Annotated in this window: 27 protein-coding genes and 1 tRNA gene; 13 read left to right on the forward strand and 15 right to left on the reverse strand. The window is 71.9% G+C overall.

Annotated features, from left to right (window positions below; genetic code table 11):
* Positions 1–70 precede the first annotated feature (70 nt).
* The gene (locus G545_RS13045) at positions 71–1,141 is read left to right on the forward strand and encodes an HDOD domain-containing protein (RefSeq protein ID WP_161625758.1); all 1,071 of its coding nucleotides are present in this window, start codon (positions 71–73) and stop codon (positions 1,139–1,141) included.
* A gap of 39 nt (positions 1,142–1,180) precedes the next feature.
* On the opposite strand, the gene G545_RS13050 is transcribed toward G545_RS13045, so the two are convergent.
* Both G545_RS13050 and G545_RS0100755 read right to left on the reverse strand, forming a co-directional pair.
* Positions 1,181–2,476, reverse strand: coding sequence for a cytochrome P450 (locus G545_RS13050; protein WP_052106882.1), 1,296 nt, complete (start codon positions 2,474–2,476; stop codon positions 1,181–1,183).
* Positions 2,476–2,763, reverse strand: a complete 288-nt coding sequence (locus G545_RS0100755) for a hypothetical protein (RefSeq protein WP_197050238.1) — start codon at positions 2,761–2,763, stop codon at positions 2,476–2,478. Before G545_RS0100755 ends, G545_RS13050 begins: the two co-directional genes overlap by 1 nt.
* 149 nt (positions 2,764–2,912) lie before the next feature.
* Between G545_RS0100755 and G545_RS0100760 the strand changes: the two genes are divergently transcribed.
* A complete protein-coding gene (locus G545_RS0100760) occupies positions 2,913–3,143 on the forward strand; it encodes a hypothetical protein (RefSeq protein WP_027068723.1) in 231 nt (76 codons plus the stop codon).
* A 6-nt stretch (positions 3,144–3,149) separates the two neighbouring features.
* Here the strand turns inward: G545_RS0100760 and G545_RS0100765 are convergent, their stop codons facing one another.
* A complete protein-coding gene (locus G545_RS0100765; RefSeq protein WP_043711202.1) occupies positions 3,150–4,682 on the reverse strand; it encodes a phospholipase D family protein in 1,533 nt (510 codons plus the stop codon).
* A 164-nt stretch (positions 4,683–4,846) separates the two neighbouring features.
* Between G545_RS0100765 and G545_RS0100770 the strand changes: the two genes are divergently transcribed.
* Complete coding sequence (locus G545_RS0100770; RefSeq protein WP_027068725.1) at positions 4,847–5,113, forward strand: DksA/TraR family C4-type zinc finger protein; 267 nt, start codon at positions 4,847–4,849, stop codon at positions 5,111–5,113.
* On the opposite strand, the gene G545_RS13055 is transcribed toward G545_RS0100770, so the two are convergent.
* Positions 5,110–5,733 carry a mechanosensitive ion channel domain-containing protein gene (locus G545_RS13055; protein WP_052106914.1) on the reverse strand — a complete coding sequence of 208 codons (624 nt, stop codon included), beginning with the start codon at positions 5,731–5,733 and terminating at the stop codon, positions 5,110–5,112. The genes G545_RS0100770 and G545_RS13055 overlap by 4 nt on opposite strands.
* 113 nt (positions 5,734–5,846) lie before the next feature.
* On the opposite strand from G545_RS13055, the gene G545_RS14855 reads away from it, so the two are divergent.
* Positions 5,847–6,467, forward strand: a complete 621-nt coding sequence (locus G545_RS14855; RefSeq protein WP_052347239.1) for a COG4315 family predicted lipoprotein — start codon at positions 5,847–5,849, stop codon at positions 6,465–6,467.
* Between the two features lies 1 nt (position 6,468).
* Here the strand turns inward: G545_RS14855 and G545_RS13065 are convergent, their stop codons facing one another.
* Positions 6,469–6,783, reverse strand: coding sequence for an HPF/RaiA family ribosome-associated protein (locus G545_RS13065; RefSeq protein ID WP_036137570.1), 315 nt, complete (start codon positions 6,781–6,783; stop codon positions 6,469–6,471).
* A gap of 61 nt (positions 6,784–6,844) precedes the next feature.
* Positions 6,845–7,780, reverse strand: coding sequence for a patatin-like phospholipase family protein (locus G545_RS13070; RefSeq protein ID WP_081677648.1), 936 nt, complete (start codon positions 7,778–7,780; stop codon positions 6,845–6,847).
* Between the two features lie 58 nt (positions 7,781–7,838).
* On the opposite strand from G545_RS13070, the gene G545_RS0100795 reads away from it, so the two are divergent.
* The gene (locus G545_RS0100795; protein WP_027068726.1) at positions 7,839–9,521 is read left to right on the forward strand and encodes an ABC1 kinase family protein; all 1,683 of its coding nucleotides are present in this window, start codon (positions 7,839–7,841) and stop codon (positions 9,519–9,521) included.
* A 27-nt stretch (positions 9,522–9,548) separates the two neighbouring features.
* Here the strand turns inward: G545_RS0100795 and G545_RS13075 are convergent, their stop codons facing one another.
* Entirely contained in the window at positions 9,549–10,655 is a 1,107-nt protein-coding gene (locus G545_RS13075) for a glycosyltransferase family 9 protein (protein ID WP_052106817.1), read from the reverse strand.
* Positions 10,656–10,774: 119 nt separating this feature from the next.
* Between G545_RS13075 and trhA the strand changes: the two genes are divergently transcribed.
* Positions 10,775–11,437 carry a PAQR family membrane homeostasis protein TrhA gene (gene trhA / locus G545_RS0100805; protein WP_036137573.1) on the forward strand — a complete coding sequence of 221 codons (663 nt, stop codon included), beginning with the start codon at positions 10,775–10,777 and terminating at the stop codon, positions 11,435–11,437.
* Here the strand turns inward: trhA and G545_RS0100810 are convergent.
* From G545_RS0100810 to G545_RS0100830, 5 genes are all read right to left on the reverse strand, one after another.
* Positions 11,434–12,210, reverse strand: a complete 777-nt coding sequence (locus tag G545_RS0100810; protein ID WP_027068728.1) for a lipoate--protein ligase family protein — start codon at positions 12,208–12,210, stop codon at positions 11,434–11,436. The genes trhA and G545_RS0100810 overlap by 4 nt on opposite strands.
* Positions 12,207–12,494: a hypothetical protein gene (locus G545_RS0100815; protein ID WP_027068729.1), complete on the reverse strand. Its 288-nt coding sequence runs from the start codon at positions 12,492–12,494 to the stop codon at positions 12,207–12,209. The genes G545_RS0100810 and G545_RS0100815 overlap by 4 nt, the downstream gene beginning before the upstream one ends.
* A 78-nt stretch (positions 12,495–12,572) precedes the next feature.
* Positions 12,573–13,124 carry an NADPH-dependent FMN reductase gene (locus G545_RS0100820; protein WP_027068730.1) on the reverse strand — a complete coding sequence of 184 codons (552 nt, stop codon included), beginning with the start codon at positions 13,122–13,124 and terminating at the stop codon, positions 12,573–12,575.
* Between the two features lie 46 nt (positions 13,125–13,170).
* A complete protein-coding gene (locus tag G545_RS0100825; RefSeq protein ID WP_036137007.1) occupies positions 13,171–13,752 on the reverse strand; it encodes a DUF4136 domain-containing protein in 582 nt (193 codons plus the stop codon).
* A 75-nt stretch (positions 13,753–13,827) separates the two neighbouring features.
* On the reverse strand, positions 13,828–14,349 hold the full coding sequence (locus G545_RS0100830; protein ID WP_197050212.1) for a cytochrome b: 522 nt from the start codon (positions 14,347–14,349) through the stop codon (positions 13,828–13,830).
* 76 nt (positions 14,350–14,425) lie between these two features.
* Here G545_RS0100830 and G545_RS0100835 point away from each other — a divergent pair, with 76 nt between their 5' ends.
* Positions 14,426–14,641 (forward strand): oxidoreductase-like domain-containing protein, encoded by a 216-nt coding sequence (locus tag G545_RS0100835; RefSeq protein ID WP_036137010.1) that lies wholly within the window; start codon positions 14,426–14,428, stop codon positions 14,639–14,641.
* Between the two features lie 104 nt (positions 14,642–14,745).
* Entirely contained in the window at positions 14,746–15,234 is a 489-nt protein-coding gene (locus G545_RS0100840) for a tetratricopeptide repeat protein (RefSeq protein WP_154656472.1), read from the forward strand.
* A 30-nt stretch (positions 15,235–15,264) separates the two neighbouring features.
* Here G545_RS0100840 and G545_RS15795 read toward each other — a convergent pair whose 3' ends face one another.
* The gene (locus G545_RS15795) at positions 15,265–16,554 is read right to left on the reverse strand and encodes a TIGR03862 family flavoprotein (RefSeq protein WP_269429831.1); all 1,290 of its coding nucleotides are present in this window, start codon (positions 16,552–16,554) and stop codon (positions 15,265–15,267) included.
* Positions 16,551–17,648 (reverse strand): DNA polymerase IV, encoded by a 1,098-nt coding sequence (gene dinB / locus G545_RS15800; RefSeq protein WP_027068736.1) that lies wholly within the window; start codon positions 17,646–17,648, stop codon positions 16,551–16,553. The genes G545_RS15795 and dinB overlap by 4 nt, the downstream gene beginning before the upstream one ends.
* Before the next feature lie 82 nt (positions 17,649–17,730).
* Between dinB and G545_RS0100855 the strand changes: the two genes are divergently transcribed.
* The 5 genes from G545_RS0100855 (at position 17,731) to G545_RS0100875 (ending at position 19,658) form a co-directional block, all read left to right on the forward strand.
* The gene (locus G545_RS0100855) at positions 17,731–18,348 is read left to right on the forward strand and encodes a CDP-alcohol phosphatidyltransferase family protein (RefSeq protein ID WP_036137013.1); all 618 of its coding nucleotides are present in this window, start codon (positions 17,731–17,733) and stop codon (positions 18,346–18,348) included.
* Between the two features lie 67 nt (positions 18,349–18,415).
* The gene (locus G545_RS0100860; RefSeq protein WP_027068738.1) at positions 18,416–18,619 is read left to right on the forward strand and encodes a PspC domain-containing protein; all 204 of its coding nucleotides are present in this window, start codon (positions 18,416–18,418) and stop codon (positions 18,617–18,619) included.
* Between the two features lie 41 nt (positions 18,620–18,660).
* Positions 18,661–19,077: a hypothetical protein gene (locus tag G545_RS0100865; protein WP_036137019.1), complete on the forward strand. Its 417-nt coding sequence runs from the start codon at positions 18,661–18,663 to the stop codon at positions 19,075–19,077.
* 201 nt (positions 19,078–19,278) lie between these two features.
* On the forward strand, positions 19,279–19,560 hold the full coding sequence (locus G545_RS0100870) for a hypothetical protein (RefSeq protein WP_027068740.1): 282 nt from the start codon (positions 19,279–19,281) through the stop codon (positions 19,558–19,560).
* Between the two features lie 11 nt (positions 19,561–19,571).
* Positions 19,572–19,658: transfer RNA gene (locus G545_RS0100875), tRNA-Leu, on the forward strand.
* Between the two features lie 71 nt (positions 19,659–19,729).
* Here G545_RS0100875 and metX read toward each other — a convergent pair.
* Positions 19,730–20,866 (reverse strand): homoserine O-acetyltransferase MetX, encoded by a 1,137-nt coding sequence (gene metX / locus G545_RS0100880; protein ID WP_027068741.1) that lies wholly within the window; start codon positions 20,864–20,866, stop codon positions 19,730–19,732.
* Positions 20,867–20,870: the final 4 nt, after the last annotated feature.

The following is a 20,870-nucleotide window of genomic DNA, read 5'->3' on the forward strand; positions in this document are numbered from 1 at the left end:
GAATGAGCGGCATACACGACCCTTGGGGAGGGGCATGGAGACGGCTTGGCTCTTGATTGCGGCTGCGGCAGTGGCCGCTGCCGCCGGCGTCGTGGCCTGGCGGATGCGGCGGCGGGCGCACGCCCGCCCCGCCGGCCGGGCCGCACGCGCCCCCGGGGCGGGCAGCTGGCGGGCGTCGGGCTTTCCGCCCGATCCGGGGGCGGCGATCGCCGCGACGCTGCAGAAGGACCTGCTCGCCGCGCTCCACAAGCTTCCGTTCACGGGCGTGGAGGGCCAACCACCCGGAGTGTCCGGACCGGCGCATGCGGCAGTCGTCTCCCAATCGGTCAAGCAGTTGCAGGAAGTCGGCCAGGATGTCCGGCACACCCCACGTCGGCCGGGGCTGCTCCCGCTGCTGATGCGCGAGGTCAGCGACCCCGACTCCTCGGGTGCCCGCATCGCCCGTATCGTTGCCCAGGACCCGGTGCTGGCCGGGAGCCTGCTGCGGATCGCCAACAGTGCGCTGTACCGGGTCCAGACCCGTCCGGTCGAAAGCCTGGAGCGCGCCGTGGCGTCGGTTGGTACCGATGGCATCCGAAGACTGGTGGCTACCGCGCTGGTGCAGCCGGTGATGGGCGCGCCCGGCGAGGGCGTCTTCGGTCACCTGGCCAGCCTGGTCTGGGAGCACACCGGGCTGGCTTCGGCCGCCGCGGCCGAGCACGCGCGGCGGCGGTCCAACGGCCAGGCCTTCGTGGCCCAGCTGACGGCGCTCATGCTCGGCCTGGGAACGGCGGTGGTGGTCCGCACGGTGCGCGAGCAGTACCTCCGCCGCCCCTCGCTCTCGCCCGACGGGGAGGTCGTCGCCGCCCTGCTGCACGGCTGGTCGGTCCCCACCGCGGGACGCATCGCCGCGCCCTGGGAACTGACGCGCCAGATCGGCCCGACGCTGGAGGCCCTGGGCGAGGACGGCTCCACGGCGGGCCCGGTGGGCTCGCTGCGCTTCGGCAGCATCGCCGCCTCGCTCGCGCTGCTCTGGCGCGACACGGGGCTGGAGGAAGCCGAGGTCCTCGACAGGCTCGCGACGGTCGAACCGGACCGCGAGCTGGTGTCGGCGGTGTGGAAGCGCCTGCGGCGCAGCCTCGAGGACGGCAGCCACGGGTGATTCCGCGCTGCGCTGCCGGAAGGCCGACCCGGCCGGCCGTCAGTGGGAGCCGGGCCGGACGTCCTCGATCACGAACCGGCTCCCGGGGATCGCAGGAAAGCGGTCCAGGCGGTAGTGCAGGTCCTGCTCCGGCACGTGGTACTCCATCCGGGTGGCGAGCTGGTCGATCGCGCTCATCAGCAGCGCGATCGACGGGTTCTCGCCCGGGCAGCGGTGGGTGCGCGGGTACTCACCCGCGCCCTGGGGCACCAGGTCGTATGGGGAGGGCGTGCGCGCGAGGAACCGGTCCGCGTCGAACCGGTCCGGATGCTCCCACAGCCGCGGGTCGTGGTTGGTGGCGTACAGGTCCAGCATGACGCGGTCGCCCTGGGCGAAGCGATGGCCCCGCCAGTCGAACGGCTCGCGTACCCGGCCCGCGATTGCCGGGAAGAACGGATGGAAGCGCCTCACTTCCTGGGCAAACGACTGCAGCATCCCCGGTTCGCGGGCCCGCAGGCGGGGCAGGTAGTGCGGGTGGCGGTGCAGGGCGAGGGCGGCGAACGTCACCCAGCGGCCCACGGCCACGGTCGGGCGGAGGAGGTTGAGCAGCTCGGTCGCGGCCACCTGGACTGGCAGCAGCCGGCCCTCCTCGCGGTAGCTCGCCACGCGCGCCGCAGGCGATCCCGCGTCGTCGGATTGCGGCAGCGGCGGCCCGCTGCGCAGTTGGCGGACATGGCTGCGCAGCCAGTGTTCCGTGCCTCCTCGCCTCCACCAGCCGCGCAGCCAGCGTGGACCGTACGCGCCGGCCCCGTCGATCATCGCGCCGATCTCCCGGGCGCGCAGGTCGGCCCCGCGGTCGTCGCCCAGCGGCACCCCGGCCCAGCAGGCGGCCGCCCGCGTCAGTACCCGTTCCACTTCGGTGTGCAGGGTGATGCGCCCGCGCCGGTGCCAGTCAGCGCGCGCGCGCTCCCATTCCCGGTTGAACAGTTCCACGAGGCGGGTGGCGGCCGCCGGGTCCAGCAGCTCCAGGAACAGGGCCTTGCGCCGCTCGTGGGTGCCCCCGTCGAGTTGCTGCACGCTCCCCCGGCCCTGCAGCAGCGCCACGGCCGTGGGCGGCAGCGCGCCACGGCGGGTGAAGCGGCCCGGGTGGTAGAACATGCGCGCCGCATCGGCGCCGTGGGTGTACAGGACGGGCGCCAGGCCGAGCCTGCAGCGGAACGCGTCGGTGCCGAGCGACTGGAAGCGGTTGCGCCCGAACTGGTAGCCCTCGCCGAGCAGTGCCAGCGTGCTGTCCCGCTCCGGCGCCTCGGGGAAGCCGCCCTCCGGGCGGGGCGCCGTGTCCGCGGCAGGGGACATCAGTCGACAGCCTTCGGGGTGCCCGCCTCGGGGTCGGTGCGGTAGCGGCGGTACTCCGCGTCATGGGCGTGGTTGAGCGCCTCGCACACCTCCGCCGGCAGTTCCTGCAGGTCGAGCACGACCTTCTTCTCGTGCACGTCCCGCACCGCGGAGCGGGGGATGCGGAAGTCACCGCCGTTCTGGACGTTGATCACCAGCCCGTCGTCGCGCACCTCGCGTACGGCCGCGACGCCCATCTCGCCGTCCGCGACGAACACCATGTAGCCGGGCTCGATTTCCTGGTTCATCCTGCAGGCACTCCGGAAATGGGGTCGATGAGTCTGCGGGCGGCGCCGGCAAGGCGGCGTGACCCGGCGGGCCGCGCGTGACTTGACCCGGGTCAGGGCGCGCGGGGCGGGGCTGGACGACCATGGCGGTCCAACAACGGGAGAAGCCCATGGAGTTCCACGTCCGCCTTCAGGGCGCTGATGTCGCCCCCATCGCCGACCGCCTTCTGGAGGTGGATCCGGCCGCCGTCGCCGATCTGGGCGCAGGCGGGGTCCTGCGCCTGGCTACCTCGGTCGACGAACACGAGATCGCCCGCGTGCTGTCGGAGGCGGGACACCCGGTGGATCCGCTCGACGTGGTGCGCCAGCCGTCGGTCTGCTGCGGCGGCTGCAGCGGCTGAAACCGGCTAGAGCTGCGACTCCAGGGGGAGCCAGCCGAGCACGCGCGTCGCCGCCCGCAGCCAGGGCGAGGCGCCGGGTTCGGAGTCGAGCTCGCGCGGCGGAGTGGCCACCCCGTCGTGCCAGCGCAACCCGCCGTCCTCCGCCAGGTACACGCGGTAGCTCTGGGCTGGCGCGGTCAGCCGCTCGTACTCCCGCCGCAGGGCAGCCGCCAGGGCCGGGTCGTCGAACAGCACGCCCATCTCGGTGTTGAGGTTGGCCGAGCGCGGGTCGAAGTTGAAGGACCCCACGAAGCCAGAGCGGTCGTCGACCACCAGCGCCTTGGTGTGCAGGCTGGCCCCCCGGCTGCCGATGAGGCCGGCACCCTCGTGGGTGGCCTCGGCGCGCAGTTCGTACAGGTCCACCCCGCCGCGCAGCAACGGCTCGCGGTACTTCATGTAGCCGCTGTGCACCGCCGGTACATCGTTGGCCGCCAGCGAGTTGGTGGCGATGCCCACCTCCACGCCGCGGGCGACCAGGCCGAGCAGGCCCTCGGTACCGGCCTCGCCGGGGACGAAGTACGGCGAGGTCAGCTGTACCGATTCCCGTGCATTGCGGAGCATCGACAGCAACGCCGGCAGCAGCCACTGGTCGCGGTTGGTGGACGTCTTGCGCGGCGGGTCGGAGAGGACCCCGATCCTCGCGGTCCAGAACGGCTCCAGCGACCGGGCGTGGTACCCGATCACGCCGCGCGAGGTGACCACGCGCTGCAGGTACGGCACCGCCCGTTCGCTGCGCGCCTCGCGCTCCAGCCCTTCCACGGCGCGTTGAAGCTCCCGCCCGGTGCTGGCGTGCAGGGCGGCGATCGGCACGACCGCGTCGCTGTTCCAGAACCGGTCGAAGATCGAGGACGCCTGCTCGACCGCCGGGCCGAACAGCAGCAGGTCGAGGTCGCGGAAGTTCACGTCCGGATCCGCCGCGAAGTACTCCTCGCCGATGTTGCGCCCGCCCACGATCGCAAGGCGCCCGTCGGCGATCCAGGCCTTGTTGTGCATGCGGTGGTTGATGCTGAAGACCCGTTGCACCATCTCGACCAGCCGCCACACGCCTTCGCGGTTGCGGAAGGGGTTGTAGAGGCGGATCTCGATGCCGGGATGCGCGTCCAGCGCCACCCACTTGGGGTCCAGGCCGCGGGTATTGAGGTCGTCCAGCAGGAGCCGCACGCGCACCCCGCGCTCGGCGGCGGCGTACAGCTCGCGCGCCAGCAACCCGCCGGTCAGGTCGTCGTTCCAGATGTAGTACTGCAGGTCGAGGCTGCGCCCGGCCTTCCTGGCGGACGTCGCCCGGGCGGCAAAGGCGTCCAGGCCGTCGGACAGCAGCAGCACGCCGGTCCGGCCCTGTTCGCGCCGTACGAGGGGCGCCACTTCGCGGTCCAGCGTGGTGCCCGCGTCCTCCACGGGCAGGGCGTGGGAGGGCGCCCCGGTCGCGGGCGGGGTGAGGTGGTCCGCCAGCAGCAGGCCGCTGCCGACCAGCAGCACCGGTGCCAGCAGTCCCAGCCACATCCAGCGCAATGCGCGCGTCACCTGTCCGCTTTCCCCTTCATGGGCCGTCCGGTACTGCTCCGCCGTGGCCGGCGGCGGTGCCGCAGCCTAGCACCCCGCGGCACCGGTTCACGGCGCCGGGGCTATCCTTGTACCCGTACTTGGCAGGTTCTTGGAGGTTGGCCATGGCTACGGGCTGGGCTGGCGACGGCGCGGTGCAGGACCAGATCGACGCCACCGTGTCGGACGCGATCAAGCGCGCGCGCGCCCGGCTCCGGCAGGGTCCGGGGCTGGAGCATTGCGAGGAATGCGATGCGGAGATCCCGCAGGCGCGCCGCGATGCCGTGCCCGGCGTACGGCTGTGCGTCCACTGCCAGGAGGCGGCCGACCGCGAAGAGCGGGAGGCGACCGGCTACAACCGCCGCGGCAGCAAGGACAGCCAGCTGCGCTAGGCCTCGGGGAGCTCCAGCAGCGTGGGCTTCGGCGGCTCCGGGCCTTCCAGGTTCGGCGCCGCCCGCGGGACCGGCACGCCGTGCCAGCGCCGCACCACGCGCTGGAAGAACAGGTTGTTGGGCACCTGCAGCGTGGTGCCTTCGCGCTCGCCGCCGGTCTCCTGCAGGATCGTGTAGACCAGCCGGATGTCGACGATGCGCCCGCGCAGGCCGGGCTTTTCGCCGTTCTCCAGTAGCTCGACGTAGTCGTGCAGGCGGAACGGGCGGGTGACCAGGATCAGGATCGTGCAGAAGATGTTGGACAGCACGCTCCAGGCGGCGAAGAACGCGACCGCGCCCACCGCCGCGAAGCCGGTGAAGGCCGTCCACAGCACCGTCGCGGACACGCCCAGGCGCTCGAGGATCAGCAGGAACGCGGCCGCGTAGATCACGAAGCGCAGCAGGCGGCGCGAGCCCACGGCCAGCTGCGGCGGCAGCTCGTAGCGCGCGGTGGTCTCGCGGATCAGGCGGCTCGAGATCCGCGCCAGCAGCCAGGCCGCGAGCAGGATCAGCAGGACCTGTCCGGCGGGGGCGGCGATGCCGAGCCAGTCGTGGAGCCAAGGCGGCAGGTGTTCTTTCATGCAGGCGGGGGTGGCGGGGGAATGCGCCAGTCTAGTCGGAGCGCTGGCGCTTGCCATGGCCTTGACGGGGCGCGCCGGACGATCGGGGACCCACGTGCAAGAGGAGAGGCAGGATGCGAACCACCATCACCGTGTTGTGCGCAGCGCTGGCCGCGGCCTCGCTCGCGGCCTGCGGGCCGGATCCCGAGGACGACCTGGCGCCCGGCGCCGAGGCCAACCGCTACCCCGACGGAGCCAACGTGGCCAGCGAGGGCGACCCCCTGGGCGCGAGCGCGGATGGCCGCCGTCCCGATGCCGCCCCCGGGAGCACCGTCGCGCGGATCGCCGGCGAGCCCGCGGGCGACGCGCACCGCCCGGCAGGGATGGCCTCCTCCTCGCTGGCCGTGGCGACCACGGAGGCGGGGGGCGAATACCTGGCCACGAGCGCCGGCTCGGCACTGTATTACGTGGAAGGCGACACCGACGGCAGCACCTGCACCGGCGACTGCACGCGGGCCTGGCCGCCGATGCTGGTGGAGGACACCATGCCCTCCGCCAGCGCGGGATTGCAGGCCGGCATGATCGGCACCATCCCCCGCGGGGACGGCGGCCGCCAGGTCAGCTACAACGGCCACCCGCTGTACCGGTATGCGGGCGACACCGGCGCGGGTGCCACCACCGGCAACGGGGTGCAGGACCAGTGGGGCCAGTGGCGCCTCATCGGACCCGACGGGGCGCCAGTGGCGGGGGAGTGACTCAGTAGCCGCGGCGCCGCTCGGCCAGTTCGTCCAGCTGCTTGCGCAGCTTCTGGCAGGCGCCGCGGATCGCCGCCTCCATGGTTTCGTCCTGGTGGCTCGCCGCCAGGGCATCGGCGCCCCTCGGGCGGGCTTCCAGCGCACACTGCTTGTCCATCTCGCCAGGCTTGGCAGCGTTGGCATCAGACAGGTAGGCCTCGATGCGCGTGAGGTTCTGGTAGTGATGGCCCAGGAACTGCTCGATCATGCCTTCCACGCGCGACTGCAGCGCCTCGTGGCCGTCGATGTGGTTGTCGGTGTTGATCTGGATCTGCATGGCGTCCTCGCTAACGGTTCGACGCCAATCTAGGCACGCCCGTGTCGGCTGGCCGTGACCGTCAGGGCTCCGGCAGGGGCGGCTGGACCTGTACGGGCGCCGCGCCTGGTTCGTGCCCCGGAAGGGTCGCCAGCCCGCTTGCCCGCAGCGCCGGCATCGCGAGTGCGACGGCGTCGCGGCCGGCCTGGATCGCCTCGGCGGCGCGGTGGAAGTCCATCAGCGCCAGGTGCCCCAGGCGCGGGGAGATCGCGATGTCCGGCGGGTCGCCCGCCATGCGGCTGCGGGTGATGCGTACCTGCATGATGTCGATGCTGGCGGTCACCACGCTGAGCATGGAGGGCGCCCAGGCGCTTTCGCTGGAACCCGGGAGCAGGTGGCCCAGCCACTGCAGGAAGTCGCCACCGGTCCTGGGCTCCGGCGGTTGCAGGGTGCGGCCGAGGATGTCGCTGGCCAGGTCGACGGAGATCACCACGTCCGCCTCCATCGCGCGCGCCACCGAGATCGGGACCGGGTTGACCAGTCCGCCGTCGGCCAGCAGCTGCTCGCCGCGGGCGACCGGCGGCAGCAGCGCCGGCAGGGCGATGGAGGCGCGGACCGCGTCGAGCAGCGGGCCGGAGCGCAGCCAGACCTCGGCCCCGGTCTGCAGCACGGTGGCCGTGGCGCCGTACTCGACGTCGAGGTCCTCGATCCGGAAGTCCCCGAGCTCTTCGGCCAGGAAGGCCATGAGCTTCTCGCCGCGGATCATCCCGTTGCCCAGCCGGAAGTCCAGCAGCGAAAACACCTCGCGCCGCGCGAGCGCCAGCACCCATTCCTCGAACCAGTCCAGCCGTCCCGCGGCGTAGACCCCGCCGACCAGCGCGCCGATCGAGGTGCCGGTGACCACGGCAGGCCGGATCCCGGCTTCCTCCAGGGCGCGGATCACCCCGATATGGGCCCAGCCCCGGGCCGCTCCGCCACCAAGGGCCAGGCCGATCCGGAGAGTGCGCGCTTGGCTCATCGGCTCTGCATCCATGTCGTTTGCTGGTGCTAGGGTACCGGCAGCAAGGGAGATCGACATGCTGGTGGAAAGCCTCAGTGCGACGCGCGACCTGGGCCGCCTGCAGGAGATTGCGGGGATCCTGATCCGCCACGGCTTCGGCGATTTCGTCCGTCGCCTGGGCGTGGGCAGGCTTCTGCACCGGGCTGGAAGGGTGCTGCCGACGCAGGACCTGGAAGCGCGCGTGGAGCTTCCCGCCGCGGTGCGGGTGCGGCGGGCGCTCGAGGAGATGGGGCCGACCTTCGTGAAGCTCGGCCAGGTGCTCGCGACCCGCGTCGACCTGTTCCCGCCGGAGTGGATCGCCGAGTTCGGCAAGCTGCAGAACCAGGCCCCGGCGGTGCCGTGGGAGCAGGTCCACGCGCACCTGGTCGCAGCGCTCGGAAACGAGCCGGAGGAGGTGTTCGCGCACTTCGACCGCGTCCCGCTCGCCGCCGCCTCGATCGCCCAGGTCCATCGGGCGCGCCTGCACGATGGCACCGAGGTGGTGGTGAAGGTGCGCCGCCCCGGCATCCGCCGCGTGGTCGAGGCGGACATGCGCCTGCTGCGCCGCGCTGCCCAGGCGGTGGAGGACCATTTGCCCGACCTGCGCCAGTTCCAGCCGCTGGCCATGGTCCGCCAGTTCCGCGCCTCGCTCGCGCGCGAGCTCGACCTGGCCGCCGAGTGCCGCCACGCCGAGCGGATCGCGGCGGACCTGGCGGGTTCGGAGTTCCTGGTGGTCCCCCGGGTGCACTGGGAATACACCTGCGAGGAGCTCAACGTGCAGGACTTCCTGGACGGCACCAGCGTCGGGCAGGTGGCCGCGCTGGAGGCAGCCGGGGTCGACCGCGGCCTGGTCGCCCGGCGGGGTGCCCGGATGGTGCTGGAGATGATGTTCCGCAAGGGCTTCTTCCACGCGGACCCGCACCCCGGGAACGTCATGGTGCTCCCGGGCGACCGCATCGGTCTGATCGACTTCGGCATGGTCGGCCGGCTGGGCGAACAGCGCCGGCTGGAGGTGGTCGCGCTGCTGGACGCGATGGTGCGCCGGGACAGCAGCCGCGTCGCCGACCTGCTGCTGGACTGGAGCCGCAAGCCGGGGGAGGGCGAGGACCAGTTGCTGCTGGAGGTCGACGACCTGCTCGACCGCTTCCACGGCGTGCCGCTCGGGCAGCTGGACCTGGCCGGCATGCTGGTGGACGTGACCGCGCTGCTGCGCGCCAACCACCTGGTGCTGCCGGCCGAGCTCGCCCTGCTCATCAAGGTGTTCATCACCCTGGAGGGCCTGGGCCGGCAGCTGGACCCGGACTTCGACATGGCCACCGAAGCCGAGCCCTTCCTGCGCAGCGCGATGGCCGACCGTTATTCCCCGGTGCGCCTGGCCAACGAGGGCCTGCGCGTGCTCGTCGACGCCGGGCAGCTGCTGTCGACTTTCCCGCGCGACCTCAAGCGCCTGCTGCGTTCGGCGCGTGCCGGCAGCCTCAAGCTACACGTCGACATCGACCACCTGCAGCGCTTCGGCGAGCAGATCGAGCACTCCGCCAACCGGTTGACCGTCGGCGTGGTGCTGGCGGCGCTGATCGTGGGCTCGTCCATCGTGCTGACGGTCGGGGGCGGCCCGACGCTCCTGGGGCTGCCGGTATTCGGCCTGCTCGGGTTCGTCGGCGCGGCGATCGCGGGCGCCTGGCTCATCCTCTCCATCTGGCGCAGCGGCGGCGGTCGTTGACGCCATCCCCGCGTGCGCGCGAACACGTTACCGCGCCAGCAGGGACGCGACTTCGCGGGCGACGTCCTCGGGGTCGCGGCTGGTGAGGCGGACGTTGTGGTGGTTCGGGCCGAAGACGCCCCATTCGGCCGGGTCGGTCGTGTCGAACAGGCCCACGGTGCGCGGGCAGGCGCCATTGGCCAGGTGCATCACCCCGCAGTCCGCGCTGACGTACGCCGAAAGTGCGGACAGCACGCCCGCCAGCTTGTGCAGGTCGGTGGTGAAGTAGGCCGGGTAGCGGTCGCCCAGCATCGAGCGGCCGAACGCGGGGACGAGCTCGATGATGTCGTGGGTGCGGCAGGCCGGCGCCAGCTCGGCCAGGAAGCGTGCCCACCAGTCCGCGCCAAGCAGCTTGTCGCCGGTCGCGTTGGCGAAGATGCCGATGACCGGGCGGCGCAGCGGCGGCGGTTCGGCACCGGCAACCGGCGAGGGATCAAGCAGGCGCTCCAGTTGCCGGTGGCCGGCCTGGCGTTCCTCGCGGGTGACGCGAAGGTCGGGCGCCGGCCAGTGGACGGTGTTGGGATCCCCCATGGCCTGGCGGAGCAGGTACACCGGCAGCAGGCACTCGCGCGGCCGGTTGTCGGGCAGCGGGATCGGGTGGGTGACGTGGCCGCGTTGCTTGCTGCTGACGAAACCGACGGTGTGCCGCGCGCGGGAGTGGTTGGTGAGCAGGCGGCCGCTGTGGGAGCGTTTGTCGGCGTCGATGGCCAGGTCGTATCCCGTGGTGCGGACCGTGCGCAGCAGCCCGGCCACTGCGGCGGGATGGCGGAGCCCGTGCCGCGGGACCAGGTGGATGCGCCCGATGCCGGGGTAGCCGGAAAGGAGCGACGGGGCCACGGGATTGCGGGTCACGATGTCGATCTCGGCCCCGGGAAAGCGTGCCTCCAGTTCCTGCAGCAGCGGCGTCAGCAGCAGCGTGTTGCCGAGGGTATGGCTGATCTTGACCACCAGGATGCGGTGGATGCCACGGTCGGGAACGGGCTGGTCGGAGATGTCGTTTCGGTGCCCGTAGACGCGCCGCACGGCCCAGTGGGCCATGCGGTGGCGAGGGCCGCGGGTGTCGCGGGTGCGGGTGGCGGTGCGTGTGGTCGACATGTGGGTCCGGCTTCCTTGGCGCGGCCGATTCTCGCACGCTGTACGTCGGGTGGATGCGACCACGTCCAGGGGGGCGAGGCTACCCCCGGTGCGGCTCCATACCCGCTAGCATGGTGGCCATGGAGACCCGCCCGGCCGCACCCCCACACCCCGCCCCGGAGTACTCGAGGGCCGAGGAGCTGGCCAACGTCCTGACCCATGGCCTCGGCGCGGTCGCGGCGCTCGCCGGCGGGGCGGTGATGGTCCTGCTGGCAGCCCTCCACGGCGATGCCTGGCAGCTGGCGGGCGCGATCACCTTCGGCGTGTGCCTGCTGGCGCTCTATGTCGCCTCTACGCTGTACCACGCCGCGCCCACGCCGGTCGCGAAGGCGCGGCTGAAGGTCCTGGACCACTGCGCGATCTACCTGCTGATCGCGGGCACCTATACCCCCTTCACCCTGGTCGGCCTGCGCGGGCCGTGGGGCTGGGGCCTGTTCGCGGCGATCTGGGGGCTTGCCTTGGCCGGCGTGGTGTTCAAGCTGTTCTCCGCCGGGCGCTTCCGGGTGCTCTCGACGTCGATCTACATCGGCATGGGCTGGCTGGTGCTGCTGGCCATCAAGCCGCTGGTCGGTGCGCTCAGTACCTGGGAGCTGGGCTGGCTGCTCGCCGGCGGCATCTTCTATACCGCGGGGACGGTGTTCTACCACCGTCCCTCGATGCGCTATTCGCACGCGGTGTGGCACCTGTTCGTGCTCGCCGGGAGCGTCTCGCACTTCCTGGCGGTGCTGGCGCACGTCGTCTAGGGGACGATCCCGGTCCACTCCGGGCTGGCGAACTTGCTGCGCGCCAGTTCCGTTGCCCGGCCCAGCTCGTCCGCGGTGAGTTGCCCGTCGGCCAGGCCATGCATGTCGCGGAAGCTGTCGACCATGCGTTCGATCACCGTGGCGCGCGGCAGGCCGGTCTGGCTGCGCAGCGGGTCCACGCGCTTGTTCGCACTCTGGGTCGCCTTGTCGGAGAGCTTCTCGCGGCCGATCCGCAGCACCTGCAGCATCTTGGCCGCGTCGATGTCGTAGGCCATGGTGACGTGGTGCAGTACCGCGTTGCCGCGGCGTGCCTGGGCGGCGCCCGCGATCTTGCCGGCGGGGGAGGTGATGTCGTTGAGCGGCTGGTAGCTGGCCTCCACGCCCAGCCCGCGAAGGGCGGCGATGACCCAGCGGTCCATGAGTTCGTACGAGTCCTGGAACGACATGCCCTCCACAAGGGCCAGCGGCGCGTAGACGGAGTAGGTGATGGTGTTGCCCGGCTCGATGAACATCGCGCCGCCACCGCTGATCCGGCGGACCACCTCGATGCCGTGTCGGACGGCCTCGTCGGCGTCTACCTCGTTGCGCAGGGACTGGAAGCGGCCGATCACCACCGCCGGGGAGGCCCACTCCCAGACCCGGAGCGTCGGCGGGCGGCGGCCCGCGGAGACTTCGGCGGTCAGCACCTCGTCCAGTGCCATGTGCAGGGACGGGGACTGAGGCCCGGTGTGCACGAGCTGCCAGTCGTGGTCGCGCCAGGACGCCGTGCTCATGCCGGGTCCTCCTGCAGCGCCCTGTGCACCGCCACGGCCACGCCCTCGGGGGTGATGCCGTACATGTGCACGCCGTGGTCCAAGCGGTCGCGGATGGCCCGTGCGAAGTCGGCCTCGCCGCCGTCGGCGGGCATGCCCTCGAGTGCCGCATTGATCTCGCCAAGCGCCGTGTCGGGCTCGAGGAAGAAGTCCCCGCTCACCCGCACGTCGCGCAATCGGCCGTCCACCTGATCCAGGTCGACCACCACCAGTTTGCCGCCGGGGATCTTGTACTCACCGTGCATGCCATGCCCTCCGGAATCCGGAGGGCATGATGCATGGGACGGGGCGCGACCGCACCCGGAGTGCACCTCCGGCGGGGCTCACCCGGCGTGTCGCTCGACCCAGGCGACGTAGGCGTCCATCCAGCCCTGCAGGAAGTCGCGGCTGGCCTCGCCGATGTTGCCGTCCGCGTCGTACAGGCCATCCTTGTGCTGGATGTAGGCCTCGGGCTGGTTGAGCGTCGGCATGTCCAGGTAGGCGAGCACGTTGCGCAGGTGCTGCTGGGCCATGGCCCCGCCGGGGGCGCCGATGGAGACGCTGACGATGCCGGCCGGCTTGCCCTGCCAGGCGCTGTCGCCATACGGGCGAGAGCCGCAGTCGAGGGCATTCTTCAGGACCCCCGGGATCGAGCGGTTGTACTCCGGGGTGAAGAGCAGCACGCCGTCGCTGGCGCGGACCTGTTGCTTGAGGCGCCGCACCGGCTCCGCCTCGTTGCCGTCGTCGTCCTGGTCGTACAGGGGCAGGTCGCCGATGCGGACCTCGTCGAAGTCCCAGCCGTCCGGGGCGAGCCGGATCATCGCCTCGGCGAGCTTGCGGTTGAAGGACTCCTTGCGGAGGCTGCCGATGACGAGGGCGATGGTTCGGTTGGCCATGTGTTTCCTCCTGCTCTGGCGCGGCCGGCGGCGCCGGCCTGTTGGGTCAGCGCCGCGCGGCGACCCCGGGGAAGCGGGTGAAGATCTGGTGGACCGCGCTGTCCGCGGCCGCGGCGCGTTCGGCCGCCGTCTGCTGCGTGACGCGGCCGACCGCGGCGCCCGTCCACAGCAGGTGGTTGCGTTCGGCGTCGACGATGTCGACGCTCAGGGTGCCCTCGCTGTAGTCGCGGACCCGCGTCTGGTCGTACCAGACCGGGATCGCCACGTAGGAACGCGCCCAGTAGTCGTAGTAGTAGTGCACGTCGCTGCGCGGCGTGGTGTAGACGTCGGTGCGCTCGCGGATGAACCCCTGGAAGTTCACCCGCAGGTCCGGGGAGGACTCGTCGTAGCGGTAGCCGCGCGCGTCCATCTCGGCCCGGATGGCCGTCTTCACCGTGTTGGTGAGATAGGTCGAGTACCCGGACTGCTCCATCGCGATCGGTTCGTAGAAGGCGTAGGAGCCGTACCGGGAGAAGTCCGCGGCCGGGTCCGCGTCACTGGTGATGCGCGGTCCGGTGGCACACGCGGCGAGGACGGCCAGTGCCAGCACCGGCAGCAGCCGCAGGAGGAGTCGCGGAAGGGTTTTCATGTCGGTGGCTCCGCAGGCGGGAACGCCTCCGGACGCTAGCACCGGCCCCGTCAGGCGGCGTGAAGCCGCCCCGCCTCAGAGCATCCGCCGCAGGACCCCGTCCTTGCGCACCAGGTGGTGGTACAGGGCGATCAGGACGTGCACCACCACGGCGACCAGCAGCAGCCAGGCCAGCGGGGAGTGCAGGCTGCCCCAGACCTGCGCCCAGCGGACCTCCTCGCCCGGCGGGAACAGGCCGATCCCGAACGCCTCGTGCCCGTAGCCGCCCCCGAACATGATCAGCAGGCCCAGGATGGGGAGCGCCAGCAGCGCCACGTACAGCGCCACGTGCCCGGCCGCGACGAAGATCGCCAGCTCCGGCACGTTCACCGGACGCCGGCGGCGCTGCATGAACGCCCACGCGATCCGCACAACCACCAGCACCAGCAACAGGGTCCCGATGCTGGTGTGCCAGCCGGCAATCGCGGCGACCACCGGGCCGCCTTCGCCCTCCAGGCGCTCCAGGAACTTGGCGAACTGCAGCAGGACCAGCACCGCCATCGACCAGTGCAGCAGCCGGGTGACCACGCCATAGCGTTCGGGGGAGTCGTGCACCATCTCGCGTCCGTCCTTCGGGGATTCGCCCGATGATACCCGGGCCGCGGGCGGCCCTGTGGCGGTATGCTTGCGGGCGATGCAGGACGATCGAATCCAGCCGCCACCGGTGGTCGAAGACCCGCCACCGCGGAAGCCCGAAGCGCCGTTGCCCTCCGAGTGCTGCGAGAGCGGCTGCGATCCCTGCGTGTACGACACCTATGCCGAGGAGCTGGACTGGTACCGCAAGGCCCTGCAGGCCTGGCGGGAGCGCAATCCAGGCCGCGGCGAAACCGAGACCGGGGTGGAATCGTGATCAAGGCACGGGCGATACGCTGGATTCTGGCAGCCGGGATGGGGACGGCCGTGGCCGGGTGCGCCACGATCGGAGCGCCCGATCCCGCGCAGTACGGCGACCACATGGCAACCGCACGGGCGTCGGAGGCGGAAGGCTCGCCACGCCGCGCGGTGGAGGCCTACCGGGCGGCGGTCGAGGCCGACCCGGCGCGAAAGGAACCGTGGCGGGAGATCGCCCGGATCGAGCTGGAGCAGCGTAGGCCGGTCGAGGCGCTCGCGGCGGCCCAGGAGGTGCTGCGCAGGGACCCCGCCGATGCCGATGCGAGCATGCTGTACCTGGACGTCGTCCTGCAGCTGACCGCCGATGCGGTTGCCCGCATGCGGGCGCTGGCGCCGGAGCAGCGCGAGGGTTACCTCGCCCGCGCACAGGGGCTGGTCGCCGAGGCGATTTCGCTGTTCGGCGACACGGTGGTCCCGGCAACGGACCGTGCGCGCTACGGCAGCGAGGCCGTCGAGCGCTACCGCCGCAACCTGCCGACCGCGCCGCCGGACATCCGCCGCGACCAGCAGGAGAAGGCGCCCGATCCCCTGGACGTGCTGGGCGGCGGCTGAGCGCGAAGCCGGGCGCGCGACTGCCGGGCTTCAGCCCGCTTGCCGGCGTCCCGCGCTGGCAGCGAGCCAGCGGACCCCGCCCAGGCCGGCACGGGCCCCGCTGGCGAACGCGGCGGTCAGCAGGTAGCCCCCCGTCGGCGCGTCCCAGTCGAGCATCTCGCCGGCGGCGAATACCCCGGGGCGTGAACGCAACATCAGGGTGTCGGCGTGCAGCGCCTCCAGCCGCACTCCGCCCGCGCTGCTGATCACCTCCTGGAGCGGACGGGGCCGCAGCAGGTCGAGCGGGTAGCGCTTGAGCAGCCGGGCGACCGCCCGCGGGTCGTCGAGCCGCAGCGGACCGGGAAGCTCGTGCAGCAGTCCGACCCGGACCGCGTCCAAGCCGGCGTGACGGCGCAGGTGCTCGCCGATGCTGCGCTTCCCGCGGGGGCGGGCGAGGTCGCGCGCGAGGCGCTCCAGGCTCCGCCCCGGGACCAGGTCGAGCTCCAGTCGGACGCCACCCTCCCGGTCGATCGCGTCGCGCAGGGATGCGGAAAGCGCATAGACCAGGCTGCCCTCGATCCCGTAGTCGCTCACGACGCACTCGCCCTGGAGTCCTTCCGCACCGGTATGCGGCGGGAGGTGCGCCACGACCGGCTTCAGGGGTGCGCCGGCATGGCGTTCCCGGAAGTGCGGACTCCATTCGACATCGAACCCGCAGTTGGATGGACGCAGCCCCGCGACGTCGACTCCCGTGTCGCGGAGGACCGGCACCCACGCACCATCCGATCCAAGTTGCGGCCAGCTTCCGCCCCCCAGGGCCAGCACCACGGCGCTGGCGCGCACGTCCACCGTGCCGGCTGGCGTGTCGAAGCGCAGGCTCCCGTCCGCGCTCCACCCGGTCCAGCGGTGCTGGACGTGGAACCGGACCCCCTGGTCGCGCAGGCGACGCACCCAGCCGCGCAGCAGCGGCGCCGCCTTGCGGTCGAGCGGGAACACCCGCCCGGAGCTCCCCACGTAGGTGTCCACCCCCAGTCCCGCCGCCCACTCGCGGAGCGCGTCGGGACCGAAGTCGTCGAGCCAGGCGGCGACCTCCGCCTGGCGCTCCCGGTAACGGGCGTCGAAGGCCGGGCGAGGCTCCGAGTGGGTGAGGTTGAGGCCGCCCTTCCCGGCGATCAGGAACTTGCGGCCAACCGATCCCTTCGCTTCGAAGAGGTCGACCTCCACCCCGGCCTGGCGCGCACGCTCGGCGGCCATCAGGCCGGCCGGCCCGCCGCCGACGACCACCAGGCCGGGCAGGCCCGATCCCGGCGGGGGAGGGGAGGACGCGGAGGTCCCGGTCACGGAGCCGCATCCGCGGTGGCGGCGTCGAACAGGCCCCGCTGTGCCATGGCCAGCTCGCGCTCGACGAACCCCGACAGTCCCACTCCGACCAGCCGGTAGCGGGTGTCGTCCGGCAGCCCCACGCGCGCGCGCAGCCCCCAGGCGATGGAGGCCAGCTCGTCCGCGCTGGCCGGCGGCAGCGCCTGCGTCAGGCTGCGGGTCAGGATCCGGAACTCGCGCGTCTTGAGCTTGAGCACGACCGTCCTGGCGACCCGGCGCTCTTCCCGCTGGTAGCCCTTCCAGGTGCTCTCCGCCATGCGCCGGACGTGCGGCTCCAGGTCGTCGAGCAGCAGGTCCTCCTCGAAGGTGTCCTCGGAGGAAATCTGCAGCGCCGGCCGCGAGGGGCAGACCGGGCGCTCGTCCACGCCCATCGAGAGCTCGTGCAGCCGGCGCCCCCAGCGCCCGAAGCGCTGCTCCAGCCCGGCAACGGGGAGCGCGCGCAGGTCCGCGACGGTCCGGACGCCGAGCGCCTCCAGCCTGGCCTGCATGACCTTGCCCACTCCCGGCAGGCGGCCCACCGGCAGGGGCGCCAGGAACGCCACGACCTTCCGCGGCGGGACCACGCACAGGCCGTCGGGCTTGTTCTGGTCGGACGCGATCTTGGCCACGAATTTGTTGGGCGCAACGCCCGCCGAGGCGGTCAGCCCGGTCTCGGCACGGATGTCGGCGCGGATCGATTCGGCGATTCCGGTGGCGGAGCCCAGCCCGCTCAGCGGCTCGCTCACGTCCAGGTAGGCCTCGTCCAGCGACAGCGGCTCCACCAGGCGGGTGTGGCGGTGGAAGATGGCGCGCACCTGCCTGGAGACGGCCTTGTAGCGGGGAAAGTCCGGCGGCACGAATACCGCCTGCGGGCACAGCCGCTCGGCCCGCGCCGCCGGCATCGCCGAGCGCACGCCGAACGGCCGCGCCTCGTAGCTGGCCGCGACCACCACCGAGCGCGCCCCGCGCCAGGCGACCACCACCGGGCGCCCCCGCAGGGCGGGGTCGTCGCGCTGCTCGACGGAGGCGTAGAACGCGTCCATGTCGACGTGGATGATCTTGCGCGGCGTGGCCATGCCGCCATTTTCGCCCGGGCGCGGCGCTTTTGCTTCCCCGCGTGCTCTGGCAGTCTGGCGGTCCGGACCCAGGGGCCATGCGATGCCGCGCCGCCACTTTTCGATGTTCCGCGAGTTCCATCTCGCCGACTGGTTCACGCTCGCCAACGCGTTCTGCGGCACCGGCGCGATCTTCGCCGCGATGCGCTTCCTGCAGGAGGGCGGGGTGGCCGACCTGATGGTGGGGATGGCGCTGATCCCGCTGGCCTTCATATTCGATGCCGTGGACGGGCGGGTGGCGCGCTGGCGCAAGTCCGCCTCCACGCTCGGGCGCGAGTTGGATTCACTGGCGGACGTGATCTCCTTCGGGGTCGCTCCGGCCGCGCTCGGCTACGCCTGCGGGCTGCAGGGCGGCTGGGACTGGGTGGTGCTGAGCTACTTCGTCGGTTGCGGCGTGAGCAGGCTGGCGCGTTACAACGTCACCGCTGAACAGCTTTCCGGCGACGGGGACAAGGTGAAGTACTTCGAGGGCACCCCGATTCCCACCAGCCTGGTGCTGGTGGTGGTGCTGTGGATCGCCGCGGCGCAGGGCGCGATCGGCCAGGACCTGTGGCTGGGCATGTGGAAGCTCGGCCCCTGGCAGTTCCACCCGCTGGTGCTGATGTACGCGCTGTCGGGGACCCTGATGATCAGCAAGACCCTGCGCATCCCCAAGCCCTGAACGGGCCACGCGGCCGTCACGGCGCGGCGGCGAGACTGGCGGCGGTCCACGTCCCGGAAGCCGTTGAATGAGCAGTGCACGACCCTTCTCCCGATCCCGCAGCGACCGGATGATCGCCGGCGTCATGGGCGGCATCGCGCGCCGCTTCGGCTGGAGCTCGAACGTGCTGCGGGTGGTGTTCGTCCTGGTGTCGATCCTGTCCGCTGCGTTCCCGGGGATCATCGTCTACCTGATCCTGTGGCTGCTGATGCCGGACGAGGGCCGCGCCTGAGCCGCGGCAGGGGCGGGCGCGCCGCGCTGCTCCTGCTGGGCATGGCCTGGACGCTCCCCAATACCCTGCTGGGCCTGCTGCTGGGAGTGGCGGGGCTGGCCCGCGGCGCGCGGACACGCTGGCAGCCGGGGGAACTGGCGCTGGTGTTCCACCGCTATCCATGGGGACCCGGTGGTGCCATGACGCTGGGAAACGTGATCCTCAACACCGGCGCTTCGCTCGAGGTGCCCTGCCGCACCTACGCCTGCCGGGCGGGCCTCGGCACGGAGCCGCCGGTGCTGCTGGCCGACCACGAGTACGCGCACGTGTTGCAGTACCTGGTGCTCGGCCCGCTGTTCCTGCCGCTCTACCTGCTGTGCGGGGGGATCGGGGTACGCAATCGCTTCGAGCGTGCCGCCGACCGCTACGCGGCGACCGGGCGCGGGTGGTGGCCATGGCCGGCACCGCGGTTGCCGTAGGAAATTTCCTACCCGAAGCCGGGGCGGTGGCCGACTGTGCTGGCTGCACCCGCCCGACGAGAATGCGGATGCCCCGGTTGCCCAGGCCGATTCGCGCCGCACTGGATTTGCGGCTGCCACGAACGCATGGAGCCAGGCGCCGGCACCGGGGCGCCTTTTTCCGGCGCAGCTTCGCGCGCCCAACTTGCAGCGAGAGTCGAGATGAAATACCGGATCGAGCTCCACGATGCGGCGTGCGTCGCCGGCCGCAACCTGGCGGACGCGGCCAGTGAACGGCGGTACCCGACCTTCATGCGGGCGTCCTCGGCGGCGCGCATCGCCGCGCTGCGGCTCGCGCGCATCCATCGCACAAGCGTCGGGATCCGCATCTACGACCGCTCCGACCGGCTCACCCTGCATGCCAGCGTGGCAGCGCCCGATGGGGCCGCGCAGCCGGCGCCCACGTCGATCTCGTACTCGCGCGCGTTCGATCCGGAGCTATAATCCCGGCCCGCGCCGGAGTGGCGGAACTGGTAGACGCAGCGGACTCAAAATCCGCCGGTGGCAACACCTTAAGGGTTCGAGTCCCTTCTCCGGCACCAGCATCGAGAAGGCCCGCCCAGGTGGAGGGCCTTTTTCGTTGGGCCCCCTGCCGGGGCCGCAACGGAGCGGCTCAGATCCCGTCGAGGAACCCACGAACCGCCGGGCCGAACCGGTCGTAGTCGACCAGGAACGCGTCGTGCCCCTGCGGCGAGGGCATCGACACGAAGTCCGACTGCGCGCCTCCGGCCGCAAGGCCTTCGGCGATCGCCCGCTGCTGCTCGACCGGGAACAGGATGTCGGTCTCCGCGCCGATCGCCAGCGCCTTCTCCACCCGGATCGATTCCAGCCCGGCGCGCGTGTGGGCGTCGCTGGCGGCACCGGGCCGTTCGGCGCAGTGGTCGCCCAGGTCGAACCAGTCCATGGCCCGGCTCAGGTACAGGTAGCAGTTGGGATCGAAGCTGCGCACGAAGCGGCGGGCATGCGCCTCCAGGTAGCTCTCGACCTGGAACTCCAGCCCGAACGGCTCGCCTTCCATGTGCTCCGCGTCCAGGCGCACGCGCCCGAAGCGCCCGTGCCACTCCAGCGCCGAGCGGTAGGTGATGACGCCCAGCTTGCGGGCCATGCGCATCCCGGATTCCGGGTAGTCGGCGTCGTCGTAGTGGCCGTTGTTGAAGTGGGGGTCGAGCCGGATCGCCTCGCGCTGCAGCGAGCGGATCGCGATGGTCCACGACAGGGCACGCGCCGCGCCGGAGATGTTGAGGTGGGTGCGGGCGATGCCCGGGTGCCGCGCCAGCAGCGACAGGGCCACCATGCCGCCCATCGAGTTCCCGACCACGCAGGCGAGCCGCTCGATGCCGAGCGCCCGGACCACGTGCGCGGCGGCGTCGGCGCAGTCCTCGATGGAGAGCTCGGGGAAGTCCAGCCGGTACGGTTCACCCGTCACGGGGTGGGGCGAGGCGGGCCCGGTCGAGCCCTTGCAGCTGCCCAGGGTGTTGACCGACACGACGAACCAGCGGTCGGTGTCGATCGGCCCGCCCGGGCCCAGCATCGGTTCCCACCAGCCACGGTCCGGATTGCCCTCGTTCGCGGCCGCATGGGCGTTCGGCGACATGCCGGTGAGCACGAGCACCGCGTTGCTCCCGTCCGGTGCCAGCGTCCCCCAGGTCTCGTAGGCCATCCGGCCGTGCTCCAGCACGCCGCCCCGGTGCATGGGGAAGCGCTCCGGTAGGTCGATCCAGCGGGTCCCCGGCGGGATGAACTCTGCCATGCAT

It is taken from the genome of Lysobacter defluvii IMMIB APB-9 = DSM 18482, from assembly GCF_000423325.1.
Taxonomy (GTDB): domain Bacteria; phylum Pseudomonadota; class Gammaproteobacteria; order Xanthomonadales; family Xanthomonadaceae; genus Novilysobacter; species Novilysobacter defluvii.